General features: G+C 66.1%; 33 protein-coding genes. 17 read left to right on the forward strand and 16 right to left on the reverse strand.

Annotation, left to right across the window (positions count from 1 at the left end; all coding sequences use genetic code 11):
- The first annotated feature begins 6 nt into the window (after positions 1-6).
- Both FHT98_RS05050 and FHT98_RS05055 read left to right on the forward strand, forming a co-directional pair.
- Positions 7-1,002: a TRAP transporter substrate-binding protein gene (locus FHT98_RS05050; RefSeq protein WP_061969422.1), complete on the forward strand. Its 996-nt coding sequence runs from the start codon at positions 7-9 to the stop codon at positions 1,000-1,002.
- A gap of 167 nt (positions 1,003-1,169) precedes the next feature.
- Complete coding sequence (locus FHT98_RS05055) at positions 1,170-1,694, forward strand: winged helix DNA-binding protein (RefSeq protein WP_061969424.1); 525 nt, start codon at positions 1,170-1,172, stop codon at positions 1,692-1,694.
- Here the strand turns inward: FHT98_RS05055 and FHT98_RS05060 are convergent, their stop codons facing one another.
- Together FHT98_RS05060 and FHT98_RS05065 are read right to left on the reverse strand one after the other, a co-directional pair.
- Positions 1,695-2,249: an SRPBCC family protein gene (locus FHT98_RS05060; RefSeq protein ID WP_061969426.1), complete on the reverse strand. Its 555-nt coding sequence runs from the start codon at positions 2,247-2,249 to the stop codon at positions 1,695-1,697.
- Positions 2,246-2,569: an ArsR/SmtB family transcription factor gene (locus tag FHT98_RS05065; protein WP_061969428.1), complete on the reverse strand. Its 324-nt coding sequence runs from the start codon at positions 2,567-2,569 to the stop codon at positions 2,246-2,248. Before FHT98_RS05065 ends, FHT98_RS05060 begins: the two co-directional genes overlap by 4 nt.
- A gap of 135 nt (positions 2,570-2,704) precedes the next feature.
- Between FHT98_RS05065 and FHT98_RS05070 the strand changes: the two genes are divergently transcribed.
- The gene (locus FHT98_RS05070; RefSeq protein ID WP_061969430.1) at positions 2,705-3,616 is read left to right on the forward strand and encodes a DMT family transporter; all 912 of its coding nucleotides are present in this window, start codon (positions 2,705-2,707) and stop codon (positions 3,614-3,616) included.
- 133 nt (positions 3,617-3,749) lie between these two features.
- Positions 3,750-4,163, forward strand: a complete 414-nt coding sequence (locus tag FHT98_RS05075) for a hypothetical protein (RefSeq protein WP_061969432.1) — start codon at positions 3,750-3,752, stop codon at positions 4,161-4,163.
- Positions 4,164-4,173: 10 nt separating this feature from the next.
- Here FHT98_RS05075 and FHT98_RS05080 read toward each other — a convergent pair whose 3' ends face one another.
- Positions 4,174-4,809, reverse strand: coding sequence for a pyridoxamine 5'-phosphate oxidase family protein (locus FHT98_RS05080; protein ID WP_061969434.1), 636 nt, complete (start codon positions 4,807-4,809; stop codon positions 4,174-4,176).
- Positions 4,810-4,982: 173 nt separating this feature from the next.
- On the opposite strand from FHT98_RS05080, the gene FHT98_RS05085 reads away from it, so the two are divergent.
- The 4 genes from FHT98_RS05085 (at position 4,983) to FHT98_RS05100 (ending at position 7,675) form a co-directional block, all read left to right on the forward strand.
- Complete coding sequence (locus FHT98_RS05085; RefSeq protein ID WP_142112862.1) at positions 4,983-5,441, forward strand: hypothetical protein; 459 nt, start codon at positions 4,983-4,985, stop codon at positions 5,439-5,441.
- Between the two features lie 16 nt (positions 5,442-5,457).
- Positions 5,458-6,123: a ribonuclease T2 family protein gene (locus tag FHT98_RS05090; RefSeq protein WP_142112864.1), complete on the forward strand. Its 666-nt coding sequence runs from the start codon at positions 5,458-5,460 to the stop codon at positions 6,121-6,123.
- A gap of 63 nt (positions 6,124-6,186) precedes the next feature.
- On the forward strand, positions 6,187-7,038 hold the full coding sequence (locus tag FHT98_RS05095) for a 23S rRNA (adenine(2030)-N(6))-methyltransferase RlmJ (RefSeq protein WP_142112866.1): 852 nt from the start codon (positions 6,187-6,189) through the stop codon (positions 7,036-7,038).
- 34 nt (positions 7,039-7,072) lie between these two features.
- Entirely contained in the window at positions 7,073-7,675 is a 603-nt protein-coding gene (locus FHT98_RS05100) for a glutathione S-transferase (protein ID WP_142112868.1), read from the forward strand.
- Positions 7,676-7,834: 159 nt separating this feature from the next.
- On the opposite strand, the gene FHT98_RS05105 is transcribed toward FHT98_RS05100, so the two are convergent.
- Positions 7,835-8,485, reverse strand: coding sequence for an outer membrane protein (locus tag FHT98_RS05105; protein ID WP_061969443.1), 651 nt, complete (start codon positions 8,483-8,485; stop codon positions 7,835-7,837).
- A gap of 373 nt (positions 8,486-8,858) precedes the next feature.
- Here FHT98_RS05105 and FHT98_RS05110 point away from each other — a divergent pair, with 373 nt between their 5' ends.
- Positions 8,859-9,674: a glycosyltransferase family 2 protein gene (locus FHT98_RS05110; RefSeq protein ID WP_061969445.1), complete on the forward strand. Its 816-nt coding sequence runs from the start codon at positions 8,859-8,861 to the stop codon at positions 9,672-9,674.
- On the forward strand, positions 9,667-10,413 hold the full coding sequence (locus tag FHT98_RS05115) for an SDR family oxidoreductase (protein ID WP_142112870.1): 747 nt from the start codon (positions 9,667-9,669) through the stop codon (positions 10,411-10,413). Before FHT98_RS05110 ends, FHT98_RS05115 begins: the two co-directional genes overlap by 8 nt.
- A gap of 3 nt (positions 10,414-10,416) precedes the next feature.
- Here the strand turns inward: FHT98_RS05115 and FHT98_RS05120 are convergent, their stop codons facing one another.
- The 8 genes from FHT98_RS05120 to FHT98_RS05155 form a co-directional block, all read right to left on the reverse strand.
- A complete protein-coding gene (locus FHT98_RS05120) occupies positions 10,417-11,046 on the reverse strand; it encodes a 2-hydroxychromene-2-carboxylate isomerase (RefSeq protein WP_142112873.1) in 630 nt (209 codons plus the stop codon).
- 126 nt (positions 11,047-11,172) lie between these two features.
- A complete protein-coding gene (locus FHT98_RS05125) occupies positions 11,173-11,457 on the reverse strand; it encodes a hypothetical protein (RefSeq protein WP_142112875.1) in 285 nt (94 codons plus the stop codon).
- Positions 11,458-11,597: 140 nt separating this feature from the next.
- Entirely contained in the window at positions 11,598-12,362 is a 765-nt protein-coding gene (gene pgeF / locus FHT98_RS05130) for a peptidoglycan editing factor PgeF (protein ID WP_142112877.1), read from the reverse strand.
- A 42-nt stretch (positions 12,363-12,404) separates the two neighbouring features.
- A complete protein-coding gene (locus FHT98_RS05135; RefSeq protein WP_142112879.1) occupies positions 12,405-13,496 on the reverse strand; it encodes a class I SAM-dependent methyltransferase in 1,092 nt (363 codons plus the stop codon).
- Complete coding sequence (gene lgt, locus FHT98_RS05140) at positions 13,493-14,347, reverse strand: prolipoprotein diacylglyceryl transferase (RefSeq protein WP_142112881.1); 855 nt, start codon at positions 14,345-14,347, stop codon at positions 13,493-13,495. The genes FHT98_RS05135 and lgt overlap by 4 nt, the downstream gene beginning before the upstream one ends.
- Positions 14,348-14,431: 84 nt before the next feature.
- Complete coding sequence (locus tag FHT98_RS05145; protein ID WP_142112883.1) at positions 14,432-15,451, reverse strand: NADP-dependent oxidoreductase; 1,020 nt, start codon at positions 15,449-15,451, stop codon at positions 14,432-14,434.
- Positions 15,452-15,593: 142 nt separating this feature from the next.
- On the reverse strand, positions 15,594-16,166 hold the full coding sequence (locus tag FHT98_RS05150; RefSeq protein ID WP_142112885.1) for a chloramphenicol phosphotransferase CPT family protein: 573 nt from the start codon (positions 16,164-16,166) through the stop codon (positions 15,594-15,596).
- Positions 16,163-16,681, reverse strand: coding sequence for a MarR family winged helix-turn-helix transcriptional regulator (locus FHT98_RS05155; protein ID WP_142112887.1), 519 nt, complete (start codon positions 16,679-16,681; stop codon positions 16,163-16,165). Before FHT98_RS05155 ends, FHT98_RS05150 begins: the two co-directional genes overlap by 4 nt.
- 119 nt (positions 16,682-16,800) lie before the next feature.
- Between FHT98_RS05155 and FHT98_RS05160 the strand changes: the two genes are divergently transcribed.
- Positions 16,801-17,154 carry a cupin domain-containing protein gene (locus FHT98_RS05160; RefSeq protein ID WP_142112889.1) on the forward strand — a complete coding sequence of 118 codons (354 nt, stop codon included), beginning with the start codon at positions 16,801-16,803 and terminating at the stop codon, positions 17,152-17,154.
- Positions 17,155-17,303: 149 nt separating this feature from the next.
- Here the strand turns inward: FHT98_RS05160 and FHT98_RS05165 are convergent, their stop codons facing one another.
- The 3 genes from FHT98_RS05165 to FHT98_RS05175 all read right to left on the reverse strand — a co-directional run bounded on the left by FHT98_RS05165 (position 17,304) and on the right by FHT98_RS05175 (position 18,247).
- Positions 17,304-17,564: a hypothetical protein gene (locus FHT98_RS05165; protein WP_061969462.1), complete on the reverse strand. Its 261-nt coding sequence runs from the start codon at positions 17,562-17,564 to the stop codon at positions 17,304-17,306.
- 42 nt (positions 17,565-17,606) lie between these two features.
- Positions 17,607-17,897, reverse strand: coding sequence for a 30S ribosomal protein S21 (gene rpsU, locus FHT98_RS05170; protein WP_091856290.1), 291 nt, complete (start codon positions 17,895-17,897; stop codon positions 17,607-17,609).
- 140 nt (positions 17,898-18,037) lie between these two features.
- Positions 18,038-18,247, reverse strand: a complete 210-nt coding sequence (locus FHT98_RS05175) for a cold-shock protein (protein WP_061969466.1) — start codon at positions 18,245-18,247, stop codon at positions 18,038-18,040.
- Between the two features lie 380 nt (positions 18,248-18,627).
- Between FHT98_RS05175 and uvrC the strand changes: the two genes are divergently transcribed.
- The 4 genes from uvrC (at position 18,628) to FHT98_RS05195 (ending at position 22,178) form a co-directional block, all read left to right on the forward strand.
- Positions 18,628-20,748, forward strand: a complete 2,121-nt coding sequence (uvrC, locus tag FHT98_RS05180; RefSeq protein ID WP_142112891.1) for an excinuclease ABC subunit UvrC — start codon at positions 18,628-18,630, stop codon at positions 20,746-20,748.
- A gap of 66 nt (positions 20,749-20,814) precedes the next feature.
- Positions 20,815-21,426, forward strand: a complete 612-nt coding sequence (pgsA, locus tag FHT98_RS05185) for a CDP-diacylglycerol--glycerol-3-phosphate 3-phosphatidyltransferase (RefSeq protein ID WP_061970249.1) — start codon at positions 20,815-20,817, stop codon at positions 21,424-21,426.
- Positions 21,423-21,716, forward strand: a complete 294-nt coding sequence (gene moaD / locus FHT98_RS05190; RefSeq protein WP_113584593.1) for a molybdopterin converting factor subunit 1 — start codon at positions 21,423-21,425, stop codon at positions 21,714-21,716. The genes pgsA and moaD overlap by 4 nt, the downstream gene beginning before the upstream one ends.
- Positions 21,717-21,719: 3 nt before the next feature.
- Positions 21,720-22,178: a molybdenum cofactor biosynthesis protein MoaE gene (locus tag FHT98_RS05195; protein ID WP_142112893.1), complete on the forward strand. Its 459-nt coding sequence runs from the start codon at positions 21,720-21,722 to the stop codon at positions 22,176-22,178.
- A gap of 109 nt (positions 22,179-22,287) precedes the next feature.
- Here FHT98_RS05195 and FHT98_RS05200 read toward each other — a convergent pair whose 3' ends face one another.
- Positions 22,288-23,175 carry a branched-chain amino acid aminotransferase gene (locus FHT98_RS05200; RefSeq protein WP_061969474.1) on the reverse strand — a complete coding sequence of 296 codons (888 nt, stop codon included), beginning with the start codon at positions 23,173-23,175 and terminating at the stop codon, positions 22,288-22,290.
- A gap of 183 nt (positions 23,176-23,358) precedes the next feature.
- On the opposite strand from FHT98_RS05200, the gene FHT98_RS05205 reads away from it, so the two are divergent.
- The gene (locus tag FHT98_RS05205; protein WP_413813546.1) at positions 23,359-23,862 is read left to right on the forward strand and encodes a MarR family winged helix-turn-helix transcriptional regulator; all 504 of its coding nucleotides are present in this window, start codon (positions 23,359-23,361) and stop codon (positions 23,860-23,862) included.
- A gap of 84 nt (positions 23,863-23,946) precedes the next feature.
- Positions 23,947-24,690 (forward strand): response regulator, encoded by a 744-nt coding sequence (locus FHT98_RS05210; RefSeq protein ID WP_061969476.1) that lies wholly within the window; start codon positions 23,947-23,949, stop codon positions 24,688-24,690.
- Positions 24,691-24,708: the final 18 nt, after the last annotated feature.

Genomic DNA, 24,708 nt, shown 5'->3' on the forward strand with positions numbered 1-24,708 from the left:
AACACCATGTATCGCAAGGACTTCATCAAGGGCCTCCTCGTCGCCGGCGTCGCCGCTACCGCCCTGACGCTTGGCGCCGCATCTGCCTCGGCCCAGACCAAGTGGAACCTGCCCGCCGCCTATCCCAACGACAATCCTCATACGGAAAATCTCGTCCTCTTCGCCAAGGACGTCGAGGCGGCCACCGGCGGAAAGCTTTCGATCACGATCCACGGCAACGCCTCGCTGTTCAAGGCGCCCGAGATCAAGCGCGCGGTCCAGACCGGCCAGGCCCAGATGGGCGAGGTCCTGATCTCGAACCACGAGAACGAGGACCCGATCTTCGGCATCGACGTCGTGCCCTTCCTGGCGACCTCCTTCGCGGACTCGATGAAGCTCTACAAGGCGTCCAAGGCCGCGATCGAGAAGAAGCTCGACGCGCAGGGCATCAAGCTCCTCTTCATGGTCCCCTGGGCGCCGCAGGGCGTCTACACCAAGAAGGACATCAACACGATCGAGGACATGAAGGGGCTGAAATGGCGCGCCTATAATGTCGGCACTGCCCGCCTCGGCGAGTTGTTGGGCATGCAGGCGGTCACGATCCAGGCGGCGGAACTGCCGCAGGCGCTGGCGACCGGCGTGGTCAATTCCTTCATGTCGTCGGGCGGCACCGGCTACGATTCCAAGGTCTGGGAATCGCTGACCCATTTCTACGACACGCAGGCCTGGATTCCGAAGGACGCCACCTTCGTCAACAAGGCGGCCTTCAACGCCCTCGACAAGGCGACGCAGGACGCGATCCTCAAGGCCTCCGCAACGGCCGAGGAGCGCGGCTGGAAGATGTGGCAGGACAAGGCCGGCTGGTACATCGAGCAGCTCAAGGCCAAGGGCATGAAGGTGCAGGCGCCTTCGCCCGCGCTCGCCGCCGGCTTCAAGAAGGCCGGTGAGCAGCTCACCGCCGACTGGCTGAAGAAGGCCGGCGCCGAGGGCCAGGCCATCGTCGACGCCTACAAGAAGATGTGAGGCGGGCAACCTCGCCGCACGTCGAAACACGACAGCAGTCATCCCGGGCGACCGGAGGGAGACCCGGGACCCATGCCGGAACGGTTCAGGCATGGATCCCGGATCGGCGCCGCTCGCGCGGCGTGTCCGGGATGGCGAAGCTCTTTTCTTCAGGATGATCGAGCGCGATGACCTCCCCGGCCCCCGACGACCTCGGCCCGATCGTCTCTTCCGGGCATCTCGCCTCGGGAGCGCTGCCGGCTCTGTCGGAGTTCGAATTCGCGCTGAGCATGAGCGTGCACGCCTTCCAGCGCTGGATGATCCGCTGCATGGCGGCAGCCGGTATCGCCGATCTCTCGCCGCTCGACGTGCTCGTGCTCCACAACGTCAATCACCGCGGCAAGGCCAAGCGGCTTGCCGATATCTGCCTCGTCCTCAATATCGAGGACACGCATCTGGTGAACTACTCGCTGAAGAAGCTCGAGCGCCTGAAGCTGCTGAAGGGCGGCCGCAAGGGCAAAGAGAAGACCGTCGAGGTCACGCCGGCCGGCGAGGAGGCCTGCCGGCGCTATGCCCAGATCCGCGAGCAGCTCCTGGTCAAGTCGATCCGCGCTACCAGTGCCGACCCGGCCCGCCTGTCCGAGATCGCCGCCGCGATGCGCTCGCTTTCCGGCCAGTACGATCAGGCGGCGCGGGCGGCGGCCAGCCTCTGATCAGCCCTTGCCGGGTTCGCTCAGGTCGGCATAGCGCGCAGCATATTCTGCATCGAGCACCTTGAGGCGCGACCAGAACCCGCGCCGCGGACTGCCGGTGAGCAGGTCCTCCAGCAAGCCCAGATGGAGGTGCCAGCCGCCGGAGACGCTGGTCATCTCGGCCTTGTTCGCAAGCTTGCGATGCGTCAGCACCAGCAGAACCTTCTCGCCCTTCGGCACGAGCTCGAACTCGACCTCGGATTCCGGCTCCCCGCCACCACCCCAGGTGAAGGCGATCACCCGCGGCGGCTCGCAGCGCGTGACCGTCCCGGTCGAGCGCACGCCGTTCTCATGCACCTCGCGATAGGCGTCCGGCGGCGTCTCGTCGGTGATCTCAGAATGCTTGAACAGCATCTCCGCCTGGCCGCCGACCCGCAAGTCGAAGGCGCCGGAGGCCAGCCATTGCCCGCGCTTCTCCGACTGGGTGAGATAGGACCAGACCCGTTCGACCGGCCCCGGCAGCAGGCGTTCGAACCGCACCGCGCCGCTTTCCTGCACAACACCGTATTCGTTCATGGGTTTTCTCCCTCGCCCTGTTCGGGCTTTGCGAGTTCCTGTTCCAGGATATCGAGATGGCGCCCCCAGAAGCGCCGGACCTTGCCGAGCCAGGCATCGAACGCCGCGAGCCCCGCCGGGTCGAGCCGGTAGATCCGCTGCTGTCCACGGACCTCGACGCTCACCAGCCCGGCCTCGCGCAGCACTTTGAGATGCTGCGAGATCGCCGGTGCGCTGGCGCTGAAGCCTGCGCCGATCTCTCCCGCCGAAAGCGCCCGCTCGCCCAGCATCTCGATGATGCTGCGGCGCGTCGGGTCGGCAAGGGCGGCAAAGCGATCCATGGCCTAATAATTTTACATCCACTTAATTAAGTCAATACTTAATACCAAGAACTCATGCAGGCATGCGGCGACGCGGATTGCCACGCGCTCCCAACTCGGCCAGTGGTGGCTCGCCCTTGGAAACCCTCGCCTGACATGACCGCCCGCAACGCCTCGCTCGCCGGCATCGCCATGATGCTCATCGGCATCCTGCTGTTTTCGCTGAACGACGTCATGGGCAAATGGCTGGTCGCGACCTACACGGTCGGGCAGCTCCTGGTGGTGCGCAGCCTGGCGGCGCTCGTCGTCATCCTGCCCTTCGTGTTCAAGCAGGGCGTGCAGCGAACATTGCGGCCGGAGCGTCCCGGCCTGCAGGCCCTGCGCGTGCTGTTCAGCTCGGGCGAGGTTGCACTGTTCTATCTTGCCGTGAGCTATCTGCCGCTCGCGGACGCGATGACGATCTGGCTCGCGGCGCCGGTCTGGGTAGTGATCCTCGCGGCATTGCTGCTCGGCGAGCGCATCGACGGCTGGCGGTGGCTCGCTATCGCGCTCGGCTTTACCGGCGTCGCGGTCTCGCTCAATCCGAGCGGCGCCAGCCTGTCCATGCCAGCCCTGATCGCCGTGCTCGGCAGCTTCTTCTTCGCCGCGATGATGATCGCCGGGCGTCAATTGCGCGGCACCCCGGATGTCACGCTGGTCGCCTGGCAGACGCTCGGAGCCCTCCTGATGGGGCTCGCGCTCCTGCCCTTCGGCTGGGTGACACCCACCCTGAAGGACGCCGCCCTCCTCGCCTTGCTCGGCATCGTCGCGATGGGTGCGCATATCTGCGTCACCCGCTCGCTCAAGCTGGCCGAGGCCTCGGTCGTCGTGCCCTATCAGTACACGCTGATCGTCTGGGCGCTGGTCTTCGGCTGGTTCATCTTCGGCGACTGGCCGACGCCGGCCATGCTTTGCGGAGCGGCCCTGATCGTGGCTGCCGGCCTCGTCCTGCTCATCCTGGAGCGGCGCGCCACCGTTGCGACCTACAAACCCGTCGTCAAAGCAGCTACAATCCGCCAGCAAGGCTGAGACGCGAAAGAGCACGCCGACGGATCGGAAGCCATCAGACGCCTGGATCGTCACCGTCGGCCTCGGTGCGGCCGGCTTCGGCCTCTTCATGGCGCTTGCCGGCTGGTTTGCCTGGCCCCTGCCCCGAGACAGATTGACGGTTGCCGAGCATGTCGGCCCGATCTCGATCGAGACGCCCATCGTCAGCGGCGGGATCGGCCGCAATCGCGGCGGCTATCGCACCCAGCTCCTTCCCCTCGTCGCATCCGGCCGGATGCTCCGGACCTACGCGCCGCCGCGCAATCTCTGGGTCGACGGCCTCGAGGATATTCGCTGGGGCCAGCCGCTGCGCTTCCTCGTCGACCCCGATGCTGGGCTTGTCTACGAGGCGACGAGCGCAGGAAAAACCCTGCTCTCCTACGACAGGAGCTTCGCAAATCTCTCGGAATCGGCGCGCAACCGCAGCCTGATCGGCCTTGGCTTCCTTGCTTTCGCCGCCTGGCAACTCGGCACGCTCCTGTACCGCCGCCGGCAGGATCGCTCAGCCAGCGGCATGTCCGAGCGCTGAGCAGGCACCCTCAATACAGGCGTAGGCGGTAGGCTTCCTCGAGATTGCGATCGGCCTCGTCGCCATCGACCGCCTTGGTCTGGTCGGCAATGATGCGGCCGAGCGTCGGAAAGGAGTTGCGCGGCACCTGCGAGGCCGGGTCCCACAGCTTCGAGCGGATCAGCGCCTTGCCGCAATGGAAATAGGCTTCCTCGACCGTGACAACGAGCCCGGTCACCGGCACGCGTTCCTGCATGACGGAAGGCGCCAGCAGAGCGGGATCGCGCGTCGCGTGCGCCTTGCCGTTGACGCGCAGGGTCTCCGGAATCCCTGGTACCATGAAGACGAGCCCGACACCCGGGGCGGAGAGGATGTTGCCGAAGGAATCGACCCGGTTGTTGCCGCGCCGGTCGGGGATGAGCAGGGTATTGTCGTCGAGCACGCGCACGAAGCCCGGCCCGTCGCCGCGCGGACTTGCATCGGCATTACCCTCGGCATCGCAGCTCGCAAGAACCAGGAAGGGCGAGAGCGCGATGAAATCCCGGCAGAACTGGTCGAGCCGGCGCAGCACCTTGCCGGTCGCCAACGGCGAGACCGGGCCGATATGGCCGCGCAAGGCATCCGCGTCCTCGATGCGCGCCGCCGGATCGTCGAAGCAGTCCGTCATGTCATTTCCCCGTGTTTATCCGATCAATCTGTCCGATTGCCGCGGATCGCGCCAGCGCGGGGGATTCGTACCGGCCCGACTTCTCCGCATGGCGCTCTCTGCCGCCTTGACCGGCGCCCGGTGCACCGCCATCGTGCATGCCAACTTCGCCCTCCCATACGAGGCCTGATTCGATGCGCCGCGCCCTGCTGCGAACCGCCCTTGTTTCCATCGCCTGCATCGCGGGCTTCGCGACCAGCGCAGCGAACGGCCGCTTCGTCCATCCTGCGGACCGCGCGGAGAACCGCACCTTCGCGATGTACGGCAACCTCCCCGGCTGTGACGACCCCGCCGTGCTCGGTGAAGTCACCAGCCGCTTCAATTCCCGCGAGGACACCTATTGGGGCCCGCTCCAGGCGCTGTCCTACGATCGCGTTTCGCAGATCGGCTATCGCAGCTGGGGCGCCGACTTCATCCCGCGGCGCTTCTGCAGTGGCCGCGTCCTGTTGAACGACGGCAAGTTCCGCCGCGTCGATTATTCCGTACGCGAGTCTCTCGGCCTCTTCGGCATGACCTGGAACGTCAACTGGTGCGTCAACGGCCTCGACCGGCAGCGTTCCTATGCACCCAATTGCAAGATGGCGCGCCCGTAACCCAGGCGGTCCGATGATGAAGCGGCTGTTGGTCGCGGCGGGCTTGGCACTGTTCGGCTTCATCGCCGCGGGCCATGCGCAAGGCTTCGGCCAACGCAGCGCCGCGCCCGGCGATTTCGATTTCTACGTCCTGGCGCTGTCCTGGTCGCCGGGCTTTTGCGAACTCGACGGCGACCGCACGCGCAATCGCGAGCAATGCGGCGAGGGCTCCGGCCTACGCTTCGTCGTGCATGGCCTCTGGCCACAGAACGAGCGCGGCTATCCCAGCGATTGCGGCCCGGCCGGACGATCGCCTTCCCGGATCGCGATGGAACAGGCGGAAGGCCTGTTCCCGACCGAGGGGCTCGCCCGCTACCAGTGGCGCAAGCACGGCACCTGCACGGGCTCGAGCCCGAGCGACTATTTTCGCGATGTCCGCCGCGCCCGCGAGAAGGTCGTGATCCCGCCGACCCTGGCCAAGGCGGACCGCGACCAGAGCTGGACCGCGATCGATCTCGAACGCGCCTTCGCCGCCGCCAATCCAGGTCTCCGCCCGGATATGATGTCGGTGGCCTGCAAGCGCGGCGTTCTCCAGGAGGTCAAGATCTGCTTCACCAGGGATCTCCGCGACTTCCGCACCTGCCAGCAGGTTGACCGCTCCGGCTGCCGCGCCCGGGAATTCACGGTCGTCGGCCCGCGCTGAAAGCGGGATACGGCAAGACTTTGCCGCTTTCGGTCCAGCGCGGCTTCCTCTACCAACGGCCGCATGAACTATCGCCATGGCTTCCACGCTGGAAACTTCGCCGATGTGCTGAAGCATGTCGTGCTGACCCGCATCCTGCTGCATCTCAACGCCAAGCCGACGCCCTACCGCATCATCGACACCCATGCCGGGAGCGGCCGCTACGATCTCGATTCGGAAGAGGCGCTCAGGACGCATGAATGGAAGGATGGCGTCGCGCGGATCGATCGATCGCCCCTGTCTCCCGCGGTCGAAGCCCTGCTCGTCCCCTATCGCGCCGCGCTGGAAGGCGCCCGCGCCCTCTATGGCTCCGGCGCCTATCCCGGCTCGCCCTGGCTCTGCCGCCATGCGATGCGGCCGGATGACCGGCTGGTCGCGGCCGAGCTTCATCCCTCGACCTATCGCAAGCTGACCGAAGCCATCGGGTACGACCAGCGCTGCAAGCCGCTCGCCATCGACGGCTGGACGGCGCTGCGAGCCAATATTCCGCCGAAGGAACGCCGCGGCCTCGTCCTGATCGATCCGCCTTTCGAGGAGAAGGACGAATTCGCCACGCTCGCCGCACAATTCATCGCGGCGCACCGCAAATGGCCGACCGGGATCTATGCGCTCTGGTATCCGATCAAGGGCGGCAACGGCGTCGAATCCCTCATGGATGCCATCCATGATGCCGGCATCGGCCGGCTCCTGCGCCTGGAGATCGATGTCGACCGCCCGGAAGCGGCAGGCGGCCTCAGTGCCACCGGCCTGCTGGTCGTCAACCCGCCCTGGCGGCTGGCCGAGGAGGCGGAAACGCTGCTGCCGGCACTGACCGAACGGCTCGCCCAGGGCGCGCGGCCGCGCTATCACTGCGAGACGATCCGTCCCGACGGCTGATCGCTCTCCCCGCTCCGCATCAAGGATTTCGCCGATGCTCGTCCTGCGCTCCTCCCCCGCCTCCCCGTTCGGCCGCAAGGTCAAGATGGCGGCTCTCGAACTCGGGCTGATGGACCGCATCGAGATCGTCCCGGCCGACACCACCGACCCGGCCGAGGCGCTGCGCCGACAGAATCCGCTCGGCAAGATCCCGACGCTGGTGCTGGAGGATGGCACGACGCTGTTCGATTCCCGCGTCATCGTCGATTATCTCGACCATCTCAGTGGCGGCAGGCTCATCCCGGGCGGCGAGGCGCGCTTCGCCCAGTTGCGGCTGCAGGCTCTGGCCGACGGCATCTGCGATGCCGCGCTGCTCAAGGTCTATGAAGGGCGCTTCCGGCCGGAGGAAGCCCGCAACGCCAACTGGGTCGCGCATCAGGACGGCAAGGTCGCGCGCGGGCTGGAAGCGCTCGAAGCCGCGCCGCCCGTCTTCGCCGATCGCCCCCGCATCGGCGAGATCGCGCTCGCCTGCGCGCTGGGCTATCTCGACCTGCGCTTCGAGGGCAAGTGGCGGGCCGATCATCCGAAGCTCGTCGCCTGGCTCGACGATTTCGCCGCCCGCGTCCCCGCTTTCGAGACGACCCGCTTCAAGGGCTGATCGAAACGGCGGCGCACAGCGTCAACCCCCAAACTGTAAAGCCGGCGACTCTGGTCGCCGGCTTTTTTATGTCCTGCCACCTGGAGGCCCTGGCATTCAGGCAACAAAAAACCCGGTGGCCGAGGCCACCGGGTCCGTTCTGTCTCCGGAAGGAGAGGATCAGAACTTGTAGCTGAGGCGGGCGCGGACGACCGAGAAGTCGGTGCCGACCTTGGTGCCGCCACCGAGGAGGTTCTTCTCGCCCAGGTCGACGTAGAGGTACTCGACGCCGGCGATGATGTTGTTGGTGACGGCATACTCGAGACCGCCGCCGACGGCGAAGCCGCCGGTGTGGCTGCGATCCGTCGAGAAGCCGATCGCCGGGATCGAGGTCTTCACGTTGCCGTAGGCCCAACCACCGGTGATGTAGGGCATGAACCGGTCGAAGGCGACGCCGACGCGAGCACGGACGGTGCCGAAGTAATCGGTCTTGACGCCGACGAGGCCGAGGTTGTTGCCGCTGCTGAGGTCAGCAGCCTGCAGGTCGGCTTCGAGACCGACGACGAACTGGCCCATCTGGTAGTTGTAGCCGATCTGGCCACCGCCGACGAAGCCGTCGAGATCGCCAACGTTGGCGAAGCCGCCAGCGTTCACGTTACCCCAGCCGTAGCCGGCGTTGGCACCGACGTAGAAACCGGTCCAGGTGAAAGCCGGCGGCATGTAGACCGGAGCGGCGATCGGGCCCTTGCGGGACGGCAGGTCGGCGGCCGAAGCGGCGCCAGCGGCGACGAGGCCGAGCGCGGCAACGCTCGCAAGCAGATACTTCTTCATGACAAACTCCTTAGTCGTCGCTGACGCCGGAAAACCCGGCGGTTGATTTCGATGAACCCGTTATAAGACCGGGAGCGCGCTTTGTCTGTTGCATCGGAAGCACATCTGCCTTGCAGACCGCGGCAGAAATGCGGCACGAATACGATAACTGAACGCAAATAGGTAAATCCGAGTTAACCAGCCAGTGACTAGCCACTATGGTAAATCGAATACTAATAACAATCCGATCGCCCGCTGGCTCAGGCACATGGCCCGGCCTACAAACGCCGTGGTTTTCCCAAGGTTCCACTGCCTATTGCGCATTTTTCAGCCTGTCTTGCCGCTCAGGCCCGAGCATGCTTAAGCCTTGAGACGACAGGAACCGAAGAAGACCGTGCCGCCTCTCTCGATTTTCATCATCGCCCAGAACGAAGCGGACCGGATCGGCCGGACGATCGAAGCGGCGCAGACGTTGAGCGACGACATCGTGGTCGTCGATTCCGGCTCGACCGACGGCACGCAAGCGCTCGCTGAAGCGCGCGGAGCCCGCGTCATCTTCAATGCGTGGCCGGGCTATGGCCAGCAAAAGCGTTTCGCCGAAGAGCAATGCCGTCATGACTGGTTGCTCAACCTCGATGCCGACGAGGTCGTGCCACCCGATCTGGCAGCCGAGATCGCCGCGCTCTTCGCGAACGGATCGCCGCCGAAGGACGCCTACAAGCTGAGAATCGCCGAGATCTTTCCGGGAGAAGGCGCGCCGCACCGATTCGCCTATGCGCTTGCGCCCGTGCGTCTCTACCGCAGGAGCAAGGGCCGCTATTCGGCCTCGCCCGTGCATGATCGCGTCGATCTTGCGCCGGATGCCCAGGTCGGGCGCCTGCGCGGAACCGTGCATCATTTCTCCGTTCGCTCGCTGGGCGAGCAGATGGACAAGCTCAATGCCTATAGCGATGCGCAGGCCGACGATCTCGACGCGCGCGGCGGTACCCTGTCCGTCTTCCGGCTGGTCGCCGAATTCCCCGCCAATTTCCTCAAGGCCTATATTGGGCGCCGTCATGCATTGCGCGGCATCTACGGTTTCATGACGGCGATGAACTACGCCTTCTATCGCTATCTGCGCGTCGCCAAGCATTGGGAACGCCGCCTGCAACGACGTGCCTCTGCCCAGGCGGCTCCGCCCCCCGCGAATCGTGACGGCCGCGATGGTTGAGGTCGCACTGGTCACCGGCGGCGCCCGGCGAATCGGCCGCGCCATTGTCGAGAAGCTGGCCGAAGCCGGCTATGCGGTCGCGATCCATCACGGTGACAGCCGGCAGGACGCCGAAGCCTTGCTGGGAAAGCTCGAGGTCGGCGGCGCCAAGGCCTGCCTTCTGACGGCCGATCTCGTCGATCCCACCGCCGTCGCAACCCTGATTCCCGCGGCGGAAAAGGCGCTCGGCCCGGTCACGCTCCTGGTCAACAACGCCGCGAGCTTCGTTGCCGACGATGTCCGTTCGCTCGATATCGCGACGTGGAACCGTCAGTTCTCCATCAACCTGCGCGCGCCCTCTCAGTTGGTCGGCATCATGGCGGAGCGTCTGCCCGCCGATCTGAAGGGCGCGGTCGTCAATATCGTCGACCAGCGCGTCTGGAAACTGACGCCGCAATATTACTCCTACACCTTGTCCAAGGCCGCCCTGCTCACCGCGACCCGGACACTGGCGCAAGCGCTGGCCCCGCGCATTCGGGTCAACGCCGTCGGCCCCGGCCCGACCTTCCCCAATCATTATGACGGTGCGGACCTGCTCGATCAGGAAGCTGCAGGAACCCTGCTCGGGCATCGCGTCATGCCCGACGAGATCGCCGAAGCCGTGCTCTACCTCGCCCGCGCCGATTCCGTGACCGGCCAGATGATCGCCGTCGATGCCGGCCAACACCTCGGCTGGCGCACGCCCGACATCGTCGGCTGATTCTCAGACGGCGCCATCCGAGCGATAGGGTGTCCGGCCGCTCGCGAGCGCCGAATCGAGCAACTCGAGCCGGTCCTGTCCCCAGAACACTTCGCCATCGAGCACATAGCTCGGCGCGCCGAATACGCCGGCTTCGACGGCCTGGCCCAGCGCCTCCTCATAGCGTTGCCTGATCGCCGGAGAATCCGCAGCCGCGAGCAACGCCGGCCCATCGAGACCGGCGCGCGACGCACAGGCGAGCAGCGCGTCGGGCTGGCTCATATCCTCGTCGCGCGCCCAAAGGCCGGCCATCACGTCGCTGATGAAGGCCAGCGGGTCGCCACCGGACGTGACGATCGCGATCGCCATGCGGTCGGCCTGCGACGGGTCGAAGGGAAAATGCTTCGGTTGCAGCACGAGTGGCAAACCCCGCGCCGCGCGCCAGCGCTGGAGATCGAGCAGCCGGTAGCGCTGCCGCACGGGGTGCCGCTTCGGCAAGGGCAACCCACCCGTCTCGTCGAACACCGAGCGCAACGGCATCGGGCGGTAGTCGATCGCGCAGCCATGCCGGCGGGCGATCTCGTGAAAGGTCGCGTTGCCGAGATAGGTCCACGGCGAATGCAGCGAGAAGTAATAGGTGATGGACCGGGACAAGACTGCCTCGCAGGCTGCTGCTGGAGGCGCAAGCATCGCCGCCATCCGAGCCATCGCGCAAGGTCCCGGCCGCGCGTCATGCGCAGCCCGGCTCCGCAAGGAGCCGGGCCTTTATGCAGAAGCTGGTCAGGCGGCCTTGTTCTTCAGCGCGCCGATGATCGCGGTCAGGACCGCCCCGCCGGCGCCGCCCGCGATCAGGTTGGTCAGGATGCCGCCAATGCTGAAATTGCCGCCTTGCGCCGCAGCGCTGATCGCCGGCAGCACGATCGGGATCAGTTGTCCGAGCACGCCGCCGCCGACGACGCCGGAAATCGTGTTGCCGATCGTCCCGAGATCGAAGCTCGGGCTGGCCTTGCCGGCCGCATTACCGCCGATCGCACCAGCGATCAGGTTCATCAGGATCTGTTCCATGTCGGCCCCGCATCTCAATGCACCGCCCGAACGACATATGCCGCAGGAGGAAGCGATGCGTTCCCCACGGCCCGTGGGAACGATGCCCCGGCCGGCGCGGTGCGACAAGCCGTCGCGCCACGCCATCAACCGCAATCTGCTCAGTCGAGGGTGATGGCCGCGATCAGGCGCCCGTAATCGGGCTCGCCGCGATGGGTCGTGCGCCGGTAGCTGAAGAATCGACGCTCGTCGCCATAGGTGCACAGGCCCATATCGACGAATCGGCCGATCCCCGCTTCCTGCGCCTTGAGCCCGATGAAGGCCGGCAGGTCGAACATCGCATGCGCGGCACGCTCGGACGGGTTGAAGAAGCGGGAATAGGTCGGGTTCTCGGCCTTGAAGCGTTCGATGAATTCCGGCCCGACTTCATATGCCTTGGCGCTGATCGTCGGACCGAGCACCGCGGTGATGCGTTCGCGCCGTGCGCCGAGCTTTTCCATCGCCGTCACGGTCGCGCCGACGATGCCGGTGAAGGCGCCCTTCCAGCCGGAATGAGCCGCGCCGATGACCCGCGCTTCGCCATCGGCGAAGAGAATCGGGCCGCAATCGGCGGTGGAGACGCCGAGTGCGACGTGGGAGGCGGTGGTCACCATCGCGTCGGCCTTGGGGCGCTCGCCCGGCCAGGGACCGGTCACCACCTCCACATCGGCGGAATGAACCTGGTAGAGGCTGATCAGGTTCTCCGGCGCGACTTCGAGATGACGCGCCATCCGCGCCCGATTCTCGACAATCGCCGCCGGGTCGTCGGCGGAGCCGAGCCCGCCATTGAGCGACGCATAGATGCCGGTCGAGGCGCCACCTTCGCGGGTGAAGAAGGCGTGTCGGATGCCGGCTTCTCCGGCGAGTTCGCGGGCGGTGATGAACATGATCTCGTCCGGTTGGTGCGAGGCCGCGAGGCTCCGCTGAGGTCAGCCCTGATCTGGCAGCCGATGAAGGTCAAATCCGGGCAGGGGCGGCAGGTTCCGCTGCGATAGCGCGAGAACCTTGAACAAATCGCCCATGCCGGTCTCGCCCGGAGCGATCAGGCGGTCGAAGGCGGCGGAAATGGCCACCCGCTGCTCGGCGTCCGCCTTGAGCGACAGCGCCTGCGCCCGCTGCGGCAGCCCCAGCGCCAGCAGGAAATCGCGTTGCGTCGCCGGCCCGTGCAAGGCGGCACCGGCCTTGAACGCCGCCTGCCCCATGCGCTCGAAATCGACATGGACTGTCAGGTCCGCCTCGCCGGGCTCTGCAAGCGGATCGACGAATTCATGCCGCTTCATGGCCTGCAGCGTATCGCCGAACCCCGAGCGCGCCGAACCGTAGTCGATGAACAGAGCCACCCCGCCTTGCGATGCCAGATGACCGGCAAGCTGCGTGACGATGTCGAGCGCAATGGCAGGCTGCTCGAATACGGAGCCGGCAGCTGCAGCAACCTTCAGGGTGCCTTCGCCGACAGCAGCCAGACCGAAGGTGAGTTCTCCGTCATCGCCAAGCCCGACCAGCCGCTCGCGCCACCCCTCCGGGGTCATCACGAACTGGTCGAGCGGCAAGGCGTCGAGGAACTCGTTGGCGATAACGGCCACCGGGCCTTCGAGGGCGCCGGCAATCGCATCGTGCCAGACCGGTTCGAAATCCTTGAGCGTCGCCGCCTGCCGGGCACGCAGCACCGGGCTGGTCTCGACGAGATGCACCGAGAGCGCTGCATGGAACCCCGGCACGATCCGCGTCGCCCGGAGCATGTCGGCCATCAACGTGCCGCGTCCCGGCCCGAGCTCGACGAGCCGGAACCGCGCCGGTGCGCCCATCGCCTGCCAGGCATGGGCAGCCCAGAGCCCGATCAGCTCCCCGAACATCTGGCTGATCTCGGGCGCCGTGGTGAAATCGCCCTCAGTCCCCAGAGGGTCGCGCGTCATGTAGTAGCCGTGGCGGGGATGGCCGAGCGCCAGCGCCATGTAACGGCCGATGCCGATCGGCCCCTCCTGCCGGATCAGGTCGATGATCTCGGCCTTGAGCGTGGTCACGCCCGCGCCTCGCCGGGCGTCTCGCGCCGGCTGCGCAGCACCAGCCACAGGCCGGCGAAGAACACCGGCAGCGAGAGCAGCATGCCCATGGTGATGCCGCCCGAGAGCGCGTCGACCGAGGTCCCGAACAGGAAGCCGAGCTGCGGATCGGGCTCGCGGAAGAACTCGCAGACGATCCGGGCGACCGCATAGCCCATGCCGAAGACGCCGGCGACCAGGCCCGGCCGCCTGAAGCCGCCGAAGCGGACCAGCAGGTTGACCAGCACGAAGAGCAGGAGCCCCTCAGCGAAGGCCTCGTAGAGCTGGCTCGGATGGCGCGGCAGCGGCCCGCCATTCGGGAACACCATGGCATAGGGGAAATCGGGCGCCGGACGGCCCCAGAGCTCGCCATTGATGAAATTGGCGATGCGCCCGAGCAGGAGCCCGATCGGCACCACCGCGGCAGCGAGGTCAAAGACCGACAGGGCCGGATAGCCACGCCGCCTGGCGAAGAGCCACAGGCCCAGCGTCGCGCCGATCAGGCCGCCATGAAAGGACATGCCGCCCTGCCAGATCGCCAGGATGTCCTGCGGCCGCTCGAGATAGCGTGGCAGATCGTAGAACAGCACGAATCCGGTGCGTCCGCCGAGCACCACGCCGAAGGCGACGAAGAGCAGCATATCGTCGAGTTCGACGGCTTGAGGCCGAGCCCGACCCGCCCAGAGCCAGTCCGAGGCCACGAGCTTGCGCGCATACCACCAGCCGCCGAGCAGGCCGACGACATAGGCAAGCCCGTACCATTTGATCGCCAGCGGCCCGAGCTGCACCGCGACGGGGTCGATCATCGGGAAGGGAATGGCAAAGACGGGCATGGCGAGGTCCGGTGGCGGGCGCGGCGAGATGGCCGCGCGCCCGCTCAATGGTCAAGGAAAAAGGCTGGCGCGTGGCGCCCTCGCTCAGAGCTTGACGATCAGCTTGCCGAAATTCCGGCCCTCCAGCAGGCCGATGAAGGCCTCGGGCGCGTTCTCTAGGCCCGCAACGATGTCTTCCTTGTACTTGACCGCGCCCTCCGCGATCCAGCGCGCCATCTCCTCCCGGAAGGTCGGCGCCTGCGCGGCGGCGAATTCGCGCTGGATGAAGCCGCGGATCGTCAGGCTCTTCGACAGGACGTCGCGCATCATCCCCGGCAGCCGGTCCGGCCCGGGAAACGCGCCGCTGGCATTGTACTGCGCGACGAGGCCGCAGACCGGGATGCGTGCGAACGTATTGAGCAGCGGGAAGACCGCATCCCAGACATGGCCGCCGACATTCTCGAAATAGACGTCGATGCCGTCGGGGCAGGCCGCCGCGAGCTTGGCCGCCATATCGGGATCGCGATGGTCGATCACGGCGTCGAAACCGAAGGTGTCGCGCACAAAGGCGCATTTCTCGGGGCCGCCGGCAATGCCGATCGCCCGCGCGCCCTTGATCCGCGCGATCTGCCCGACCGCCGAGCCGACCGGCCCGCTCGCCGCCGCGACGACGACCGTCTCGCCCGGCTTGGGCTGGCCGATGGTGAGCAAACCGGCATAGGCGGTGAAGCCTGGCATGCCGAGCACGCCGAGCGCCGTCGTCAGCGGCGCGGCTTTCGGGTCGAGCTTGCGCAGTTGCGCGGCGTTCGCGACCGCATGCGACTGCCAGCCGGAATGGGAGAGAACGATATCGCCGGGCTTGAAGGCGGGATCGCGGCTCTCGATCACCTCGCCGACGGTCCCGCCCTCCATCGGCTGCCCGATCTCGGTGGCGGCAGCATAGGATTTCGCCGCGCTCATCCGTCCGCGCATATAGGGGTCGAGCGAGAGATAGAGGATTTTGAGCAGCACCTGCCCGTCGCCGATCGGCGGGATGGCGACGTGCTCAAGCCGGAAGTTCTGCGGGGCGGGACGGCCTTCCGGACGGGAAGCGAGAACGATTCGAGCGCTGTCGGACTGGGACATGGGTTTCGATCCTCGGTGATATCGGCGCGAGCCTGTCTCAATCATATTGGCGCAGCCTGAGGCCGAGGGCAGTCCCCTCGCCCTGCATTCGCAGCCGGCGCGGGCGCGTCGATGACATGGCAATCGGTGAGCCAGGCTTCGCTCAGCCGCAGCTGTGGCGCTCGCGCAACCGGTCGAAGGCCGAGGGCCGCATCCGCGCCTGCCATGCGGCGATGACCGCGTCGGCATTGGCCTCCTTGTCCTGCATCGCATCCACCTCGGCATCGTAGAGGCAGTAGGAATGGATGCGATGGAAGTCCCGCCGGGCATCGCCGAGCGGCCTGTCGCCCCGTTCCCGCTCGCGCCGTTCGAGTTCTTCGAGCGGGCAATGCACACCGACGAAGAAGACGTCATGCCCGGCGAGCGTGTCGACGAGCCGCAGGAGCCAAGCCTCGCTTTCCATAATGTGCTCGACGATGAGGTCGTTGCCAGCCGCGACATAGGCGGCAAGCGAGCGTTCGAAGCCGAGGAAGAAGGTTTCCCGCATGGCCCGCCAGTCGAATTCCCCACTCTTGATCCGGGCGCTCGGCAGCACGCCGGAATCGCGGAGATGGTCGATCGAGATATGCCAGAACGGCCGGTCGATCCGCGCCTGGATGGCCCGTGCCAGCGAGGACTTGCCGCTGCTCGACGCGCCGTTGAGCAGGATGATCCGGCCGGATCCGGCAGCGGTCATTCTTCCCGCTCCGGCGGCGCTTCGGTTTCGAGCGTCGCCAGAAGCTCCTTCAGAAGTTCCGCCAAGGCCGCTCGCTTGGCCGGGTCGAGACTTGCGAGGAACTGCGCCTCGCTCGCCATGTCGGCGCGCAGCGCTTCCTCGGCCCGCTGGAAGCCCAGCTCGGTCAGAACGACGAGCAGGCTGCGCCCGTCCTCCGCCGATTTCTCGCGGCGGATCAGCCCGGCTTTCTCCAGCCGCCCCAGCCGGTGCGTCAGACCGCCGGAGGTGATCATCAGGAAACGATAGAGCGCTGTCGGCGTCAGTCGATAAGGCGGCCCGCTGCGGCGCAAGGTGCTGATGACGTCGAATTCGCCACGATCGAGGCCGAACCCGGCGAAGGTCTCCTCGATGCTCGGCCGCACGAGATTGGACAGCCGATAAGCCCGCCCCAGGATCGCGGTGGGCGTCGTATCGAGGTCCGGCAATTCGCGGGCCCATTGCGCCCTGACCCGCTCGACATGATCCATCTTCGTCATCGCCTGCCCTTTCCCATCCCTCCTCTGCCTCACAGCCGGCCTCGCGCCAAGAGATATCTTGACATGAAGATAGTTTCGGACAATTATCTTAGTACAAAGATAATTTGGAGGAGATGGTGATGACGACGGCGATCGACAGCGACATCCTGCGCAGCGGCACGAGCCGGACGGCGAAATTCGAGGGCGGCGGCTATGGCTCGCAGGTCTCGTTCTTCCTGGTCGACAACGAGCCGGGCCAGGGACCGGGCCTGCATGTCCATCCGCATTCGGAAACCTGGGTGATCCGGTCCGGTGAGGCGGAATTCACGGTCGGCCGGGAAAAGCTGCGGGCCGGCGCGGGGGCAATCGTGGTCGGCCCGGCCGGAATCCCTCACAAATTCGTCAATATCGGCTCGGGGCGGCTGGAGCTCATCTGCATCCACGCCAACGACGCTATCGTTCAGGATTGGGTCGGGGAAGGAGCTGCCGCCTGAGCGCGCACAGAACTGCCGTTGTGCGAAACGATTGCGCCGGCCTTGACGGCGCCGCGCCGCCCTAAGGGCGCAATGCGCGATCGCGGTGGCGGACGAAATGCAAGGGCGGCGCATCGTGGCGCCTGCCCTTGGTCATCGTCAGCGAAGTTTCAGAGAGATTTCGCAGCGGCCTTGCGCGGCCGCTTTGTCGCCGCCTCGCTGCGTGAGGCAGCCGCCTTGGCCGCAGCCTCCTCGGCATCCCGGGCAAGGCGCAGGGCCCGCAGCTTTTCGGTCTTCAGGCGGGTCTGGCTGGCCTGATCCTCAAGCGCCTGCCACGCAACAAGGGCATCCTTCTTGCGCTGCTCGGTGGTCTCGAAAGCCGCCTGCGCCCGAGCCTTGATCTCGTCCAGCTTCATGTTGCGGCTCGACATTCGAAACTCCTTACTCAACAGGCCCCAATTGGTCTCCGCCGATCAGATGGAGGGAGGACGCGGTGCTCCGGCTCCGGGGCCGGCTCCGGGACGGCCCTTGCCGAGGGGAAGCTTGCGCTTCGGCGCCGGCAGCAGGCCTTCGCGCTGCGCCTGCTTGCGGGCAGCCTTCTTGGCGCGGCGAACCGCCTCGCCCTGCTCACGCACGCGTCGTTCGGACGGCTTCTCATAGGCGCGGCGCTGCTTCATCTCGCGAAACACGCCTTCGCGCTGCAGCTTCTTCTTCAGAACGCGGAGCGCCTGCTCGACATTATTGTCCCGAACGAGAACTTGCATGGTTGTCCTTTCCAAAAACACAAAAGGGCCGGGCTTGTTGGTCCCGACCCTTCGACTTAACCGCTGGTGCGAAACTTCGTGTCGCGGCGCCGGTACATCCGTGGTCGCCTCAAAGCGTCGTCGTTCCGCCTCCCAGGCGGTTACTCGGCCCGCAGGTTGTCGGCCGAGCTCTTGCCCGAACGCTTGTCCTGGACGATCTCGTAGGAGATCTTCTGGCCTTCGCGCAGATCGCGCATGCCAGCACGCTCGACAGCGCTGATGTGAACGAACACATCCTGGCCGCCATCGTCAGGCTGAATGAAACCGAAACCCTTGGTGGCGTTGAACCACTTAACCGAACCAGAAGCCATATGAGCCTCCCGCAAACATGTTTATCCAAGCCCCATGGAAAACATGCGGCAGTGAGTTCGATAAAAGGAAGAAAATCATCAGCATGTCGCGCTCGAAAGCAGCGAATGGCCAAGTCATCGGGCCTAAATCGAAATTAACAATTAGGCCATGGCCGTCCTGATGTCAATCAGCGGCGGGATGGCTGCTCCGGAAAACGAAAAAGGCGCAGCATGAAAAGCCGCGAACAACGATGAGAAACCATCGCCGATCGTGACGCGCTGCCGGTTTCATCGAGGATGTGCCTCGGATGCGGCGCCGCATCCGCTCTCCTGACATGACGAAGCCGCTGCGGCATCCTACATGGAGGCCGAAAATACAGAGATCAAGAGTACAGAAGCGCATGAGTCGCGAACGCCAGGACGATCTGCCCCAGGACGAGTTCGAGGACGAGGAGGACACCCTCCCCGCGCCCGAAGCCGCGCTCGCCCTCGCGGAAGCCGCTCCCGGCGCGCTCAAGGCCGGCATCGAGGTCATCCAGCAATTCGCGAAGCACCTGCCGAACAGACCCGGCGTCTATCGGATGTTCGATCGCGCCGGCGAGGTGCTCTATGTCGGCAAGGCCAAGAGCCTGAAGAACCGCGTGACCTCCTATGCCCGCGGCATGGCGCATACCAACGCCGTCGCCCGGATGATCGCCGAGACGGCGAATATGGAGTTCGTCACCACCGGCACCGAGACCGAGGCCCTGCTGCTCGAATCGAACCTGATCAAGCAGCTCCGGCCGCGCTACAACGTGCTGCTGCGCGACGACAAGTCGTTCCCCTATATCCTCCTGACCGGCGGCGAGCACGACGCTCCCGCGATCCTGAAGCATCGCGGCTCGCGCCATCGCAAGGGCGACTATTTCGGCCCCTTCGCCTCGGTCTGGGCGGTGACGCGCACCATCGACGCGCTGCAGAAGGCCTTCCTGATCCGCACCTGCTCGGATTCCTTCTACGAGAACCGCACGCGCCCCTGCCTGCTCTTCCAGATCAAGCGCTGCGCCGGCCCCTGCACCGGCGAGATCTCGATTCCCGACTATCAGGCGCTCGCCGGCCAGGCCCGCGACTTCCTCTCCGGCCGCTCCTCCGCGGTGAAACAGCTCCTTTCCGCCCGGATGCAGGTCGCCGCGGAAGAGCTCGAATTCGAGAAGGCGGCGCGCTATCGCGACCGCCTCGCTGCGCTATCGGCGGTTCAGGCCGGGCAGGACATCAATACGCAAGGGGTCGAGGAGGCCGACGTCTTCGCCATCGACGAGCAGGCCGGGCAGTTCTGCGTCGAAATCTTCTTCTTCCGCAACCACCAGAACTGGGGCAATCGCGCCCTCTTCCCACGTGCCGATCGCTCCTTGACGCCGGCCGAGGTGCTCGCCTCCGTCGTCGCCCAGTTCTACGACGACAAGCCGCCGCCGCGCCTCGTGCTGCTCTCGCATCCGGTCGAGGAAATCGAGTTGATCGGCCAGGCGCTCACGGCACGCGCCGGCCGCAAGGTCGAGGTCGCACATCCCAAGCGCGGCGAACGCGCCGACCTGATGGCCCATGCCGTCAAGAACGCCCGCGAGGCGCTCGCGCGCAAGCTCGCCGACAATGCCGGCCAGACCGCCCTGCTCGCCACGCTCGGCGCCGCCTTCGGCATGGAGACGCCGCCGCGCCGGGTCGAGGTCTACGACAACTCGCACATCATGGGCACCAACGCCGTCGGCGGCATGATCGTCGCCGGGCCGGACGGCTTCGTGAAGAATCAGTACCGCACCTTCAACATCTCGACCGACACCATCGCCGGCGACGATTTCGGCATGATGCGCGAGGTGCTGACGCGCAGATTCGCCAAGCTGGCAAGGGAAGAAGGCATTGCCCTGAGCCCTCATCCTGAGGGGGCCGCGGACGCGGCCGTCTCGAAGGATGCTCCAGGGGGCGACGAAGCCGTGACGATCGCCCTCGGGGAGGCGCCTGACGACGCTTCCCAGGGTGAGACCCCGCCCAAGAAGGCGCGCAAGGCGCCGAAACCCCGCAAGGACGAGGACGGTTTCCCCTCCCGCCCCGATCTCGTCATCGTCGACGGCGGCAAGGGCCAGTTCACCGCCGCGCTCAAGATCATGAAGGAGCTCGGCGCGGCCGACATCCCGCTCGTCGCCATCGCCAAGGGGGAAGACCGCAACGCCATGCGCGAGACCTTCCACATGGCCGGCCGCGAGCCCTTCAAGCTGCAGCCGCGCGACCCTGCGCTCTATTTCATCCAGCGCCTGCGCGACGAAGCCCACCGCTTCGCCATCGGCACGCACCGCGCCAAGCGCAAGCGCGAGACGATGAAGAACCCGCTCGACGAGATCCCCGGCATCGGGCCGTCACGCAAGCGGGCGCTGCTGCTGCATTTCGGCACGGTGAAGGCGATCCAGCGCGCCAAGCTCGACGACCTGATGCGCACGCCCGGCGTCAATGCCGCGACGGCCAAGGCGGTGCATGATTTCTTTCATGATGCCTGATAGTTCTGCCACATTCACGCTGTTGCGTGTTGACGCTGCTGCTGCCGCCTTGCTTTGGTGCATCCCGTGACGATTCTTCCAGACGCCATCAGGCGGCGCGGCCCTTGGTCGCTGCCCAACCTCCTCACCTACGGGCGGATCCTGGCGATCCCGGCCCTGGTGGCGATCCTGTTCTGGCCGCGCGACGACTGGATGCGCTGGCTCGCGCTGGGAATCTACACGCTCGCCGCCATCACCGACTATCTCGACGGCTACATCGCGCGGGCCTGGAGCCAGCAATCGGCGATCGGCCGCATGCTCGACCCGATCGCCGACAAGCTGCTCGTCGCCGCCCTGCTGCTGATGCTGGTCTATACGGGCCAGATCGAGGGCTGGACGCTCTGGGCCGCGATCGTGATCCTCTGCCGCGAGATCCTGGTCTCCGGGCTTCGCGAATTCCTGGCCGATCTCAAGGTCAGCGTTCCCGTCAGCAAGGTCGCCAAGTGGAAGACGACGGCGCAACTCTTCGCGCTCGGTTTCCTCGTCGTCGGCCCGGCCGGCGACAAGGTCTTGCCCGGCAACACCACGATCGGCATCGTCCTGCTCTGGGCTGCTGCCGGCCTGACGATCTATACCGGCTGGGACTATTTCAACGCCGGCATCCGCCATCTCGTCGCAGAAGACGAGCGCACGCCATGAATACTGTGACAGCGACCGCAGCGGCGGGCACGCGCCCCGTCCGCATCGTCTATTTCGCCTGGGTGCGCGAGCGCGTCGGCCTGCCCGAGGAGACGCTCGACATCCCCGCCGATCTCACCACCATCGCCGATCTCGTGCGCTGGCTGAAGGCGCGCGGCGAGGGTTACGAGACGGCCTTCGCCGACGAAACGGTCGTGCGGGCCGCGCTCGACCATGTCCATGCCAAGCCGCAGGCCCGGCTCGGCGCTGCCCGCGAGATCGCGTTCTTCCCGCCAATGACGGGCGGCTAGGCCGTGTTCTTTCCCCTCGTCCGCATCCAGCACGAGGACTTCTCGCTTCAGGACGAGATCGACGCCCTGTCGGCCGGTCGCGCCGATATCGGCGCCGTCGTCTCCTTCACCGGGCTCTGCCGGGACGAGGCCGGCACGCTCGCCGCGCTCGAACTCGAGCATTATCCGGGCATGGCCGAGGCCGAGATCGCCCGTGTCGCTAACGAAGCTGCGAGCCGCTGGCCGCTGCTCGGCCTCGTCGCGATCCATCGTTACGGACTGGTCCGGCCGGGCGAGCAGATCGTGCTGGTGCTGGCGGCTTCCGCCCATCGCCGCGCAGCCTTCGAAGCCGCGGATTTCATGATGGACTACCTCAAGACCCGCGCCCCATTCTGGAAGCGCGAGCACCGAGCCGACGGCACGCTCGGCGGCTGGGTCGAAGCCAAGGGCGAGGATGACGACGCCGCCCGGCGGTGGGAATAAGCCACAGCGTCATTCTCGGGCGGAGCAAAGCTCCGACCCGAGAATCTCATGACGAAAGATCACTGGTTTCCGAGATGCCCGGGTCAAGCCCGGGCATGACGGAGCGGGGTCATGCCGCCTTCGTCTGCGGGCGCACCGCAGCCGAATAATCTTCCATGATCACCTTGCCCATGTTGCCGGTGATGAAGTTGTACGGGCCGATCTCGGAGACCAGCGTCACCTCGGCGGCCGAGCCGGTGATGAAGCACTCGTTGAAGCTCTCCAGCTCCTCCGGCCGGATGCGGCGCTCGACCACCTCGAAGCCGCGCTGGCGGCAGAGGTCGATCACCGATTGGCGGGTGATGCCGTTCAGGAAGCGGTCGGCCAGCGGGGTGTGGATCACACCGTCCTTGATGAAGAAGATGTTGGCGCCGGTGCATTCGGCGACATTGCCTTCCCAGTCGAGCATCATCGCATCGGCATAGCCGCCGCGCTCCGCCTTGTGCTTGGAGAGCGAGCAGATCATGTAGAGGCCCGCAGCCTTGGCATGAACCGGCGCGCAGGCCGGGTCCGGCCGGCGGTAATCGGCGACGTCGAGGCGGATGCCCTTCAGCTTCGCCGCCATGTCGAACATGCTCGGCCATTCCCACACGGCGATCGCGGTGTGGATAGAATTGTTCATGCCGGACACCGCCATCATTTCCGAACCGCGCCAGGCGACCGGGCGGATATAGGCGTCCTTCAGGCCGTTCTCCTTCAGGCAGAGATATTTGGCCGCGTCGAGCTCGGCGACCGAATAGGGGATCGTGAAATCCATGATCTCGGCTGACTTGTGGAAGCGCTGCGAGTGCTCGGTGCACTTGTAGATCACGCCGTCATAGGAGCGCTCGCCCTCGAAGATGCAGGAGCCGTAATGCAGTCCATGGGTCAGTACGTGAATTCGGGCGTCCTTCCACGGCACGAGCTTGCCGTCGAACCAGATGACGCCATCGCGCTGGTCGAAAGGAATGACTGACATGGACCTTCTCCTGGGTGCTCGTTTCCGGAACTCCGGCACAGCCGTTTTCGGAACGCAAGCGCGGGTCTAAAGCTGCGTTGCAGCGAGACGCTTTGAAATAATCGTTCGCTCAGCGCCCTTGACCGGTAATCTTGCGTCTGAGATATGTCAATAAGGCTGACCCAAATTTTTGGAAGGCGCGTTTTGGCCTCACCCTCGTCCGACGCAGAAGACCTGCCGCTCAGGCCCTCCTCCGAGGCGGTGCCGCATGACCTGATCGAGCTCTTGTTCTTCGCCTATCGCGACTTCGTCGGCGACCCCGACCGCATCCTCGCCGATTACGGTTTCGGCCGCGCCCATCACCGCGTCCTGCACTTCGTCCAGCGCCGGCCGGGCCTGACCATCGCCGAACTGCTCGACATCCTCCAGATCACCAAGCAGAGCCTGAACCGCGTCCTCAAGGAGCTGGTCGAGAAGGGCTATATCGAGCAGCGCACCGGCCGGCAGGACAAGCGCCAGCGCCATCTCCACACCACGCCCTCGGGCCAGGACCTGGCGCTGCGCCTCGTCCGCCTCCAGGCGAAGCGCATCAACCGCGCGCTCGAAGGCGCGGCGCCCGAGACGGCGGCCATCGCCGCGCGCTATCTCGCCGCCCTGATCGACGCGGCCGAGCGGCCGAAGGTGGAACGGCTTCTCGACAAGCCTTAGCGGCGACCGGCTCCCTGCGTTATGCTATGGCAGCCCTGCACCGTGAGTAGCCGATCCGGTCGGCGCAGGAGAGAAGGCGCGAGAATGATCGCAACCGAGACCCTGGCGAAGCCGGCCCGCAAGCCGCTGCCCGACGAGGCCCCGCATATCCTCGTCGTCGACGACGACCGGCGTTTGCGCGAATTGCTGGGGCGCTTCCTCGGCGATAACGGCTTCCGGGTGACGACGGCGGCCAATGCGGCCGAGGCCGACACGCGGCTGGGCAACCTCGTCTTCGACGCGATCGTGCTCGACGTGATGATGCCCGGTGAGAACGGTTTCGATTTCGCGCGCCGCTTCCGCGGTGGCTCCGCCGTGCCGATCCTGATGCTGACCGCTCGCGCCGACGGCAAGGACCGCATCAACGGCCTCGAGATCGGCGTCGACGATTATCTCTCCAAGCCGTTCGAGCCGCGCGAATTGCTGCTGCGGCTCGGCAATATCCTGAAGCGCACGCTCGTCGTCGAAGCCGCGCAATCCGGCACGCGGCCGGATTTCGTCCGCTTCGGCCCCTTCATCTATGGGCTGGCACGCGGCGAATTGCGCAAGGGCGAGGAGACCATCCGCCTGACCGAGCGCGAGCGCGAGATCCTGACGGCGCTGGCCGAACGCGCCGGCGAGGTGGTGCCGCGCGAGGAGCTGGCAGCGCAGGGCTCGGCCGCCAATGACCGCACCGTCGATGTCCAGATGAACCGGCTGCGCCGCAAGATCGAGCGCGACCAGACCGACCCGCTCTATCTCCAGACGGTGCGCGGTGTCGGCTACAGGCTGGTGACGGACCGCTCGTGACGCCGCTGCAACCCGGCA

Source organism: Allobosea sp. AK1 (assembly GCF_006714945.1).
In the GTDB taxonomy this organism is placed as follows: Bacteria; Pseudomonadota; Alphaproteobacteria; order Rhizobiales; family Beijerinckiaceae; genus Allobosea; species Allobosea robiniae.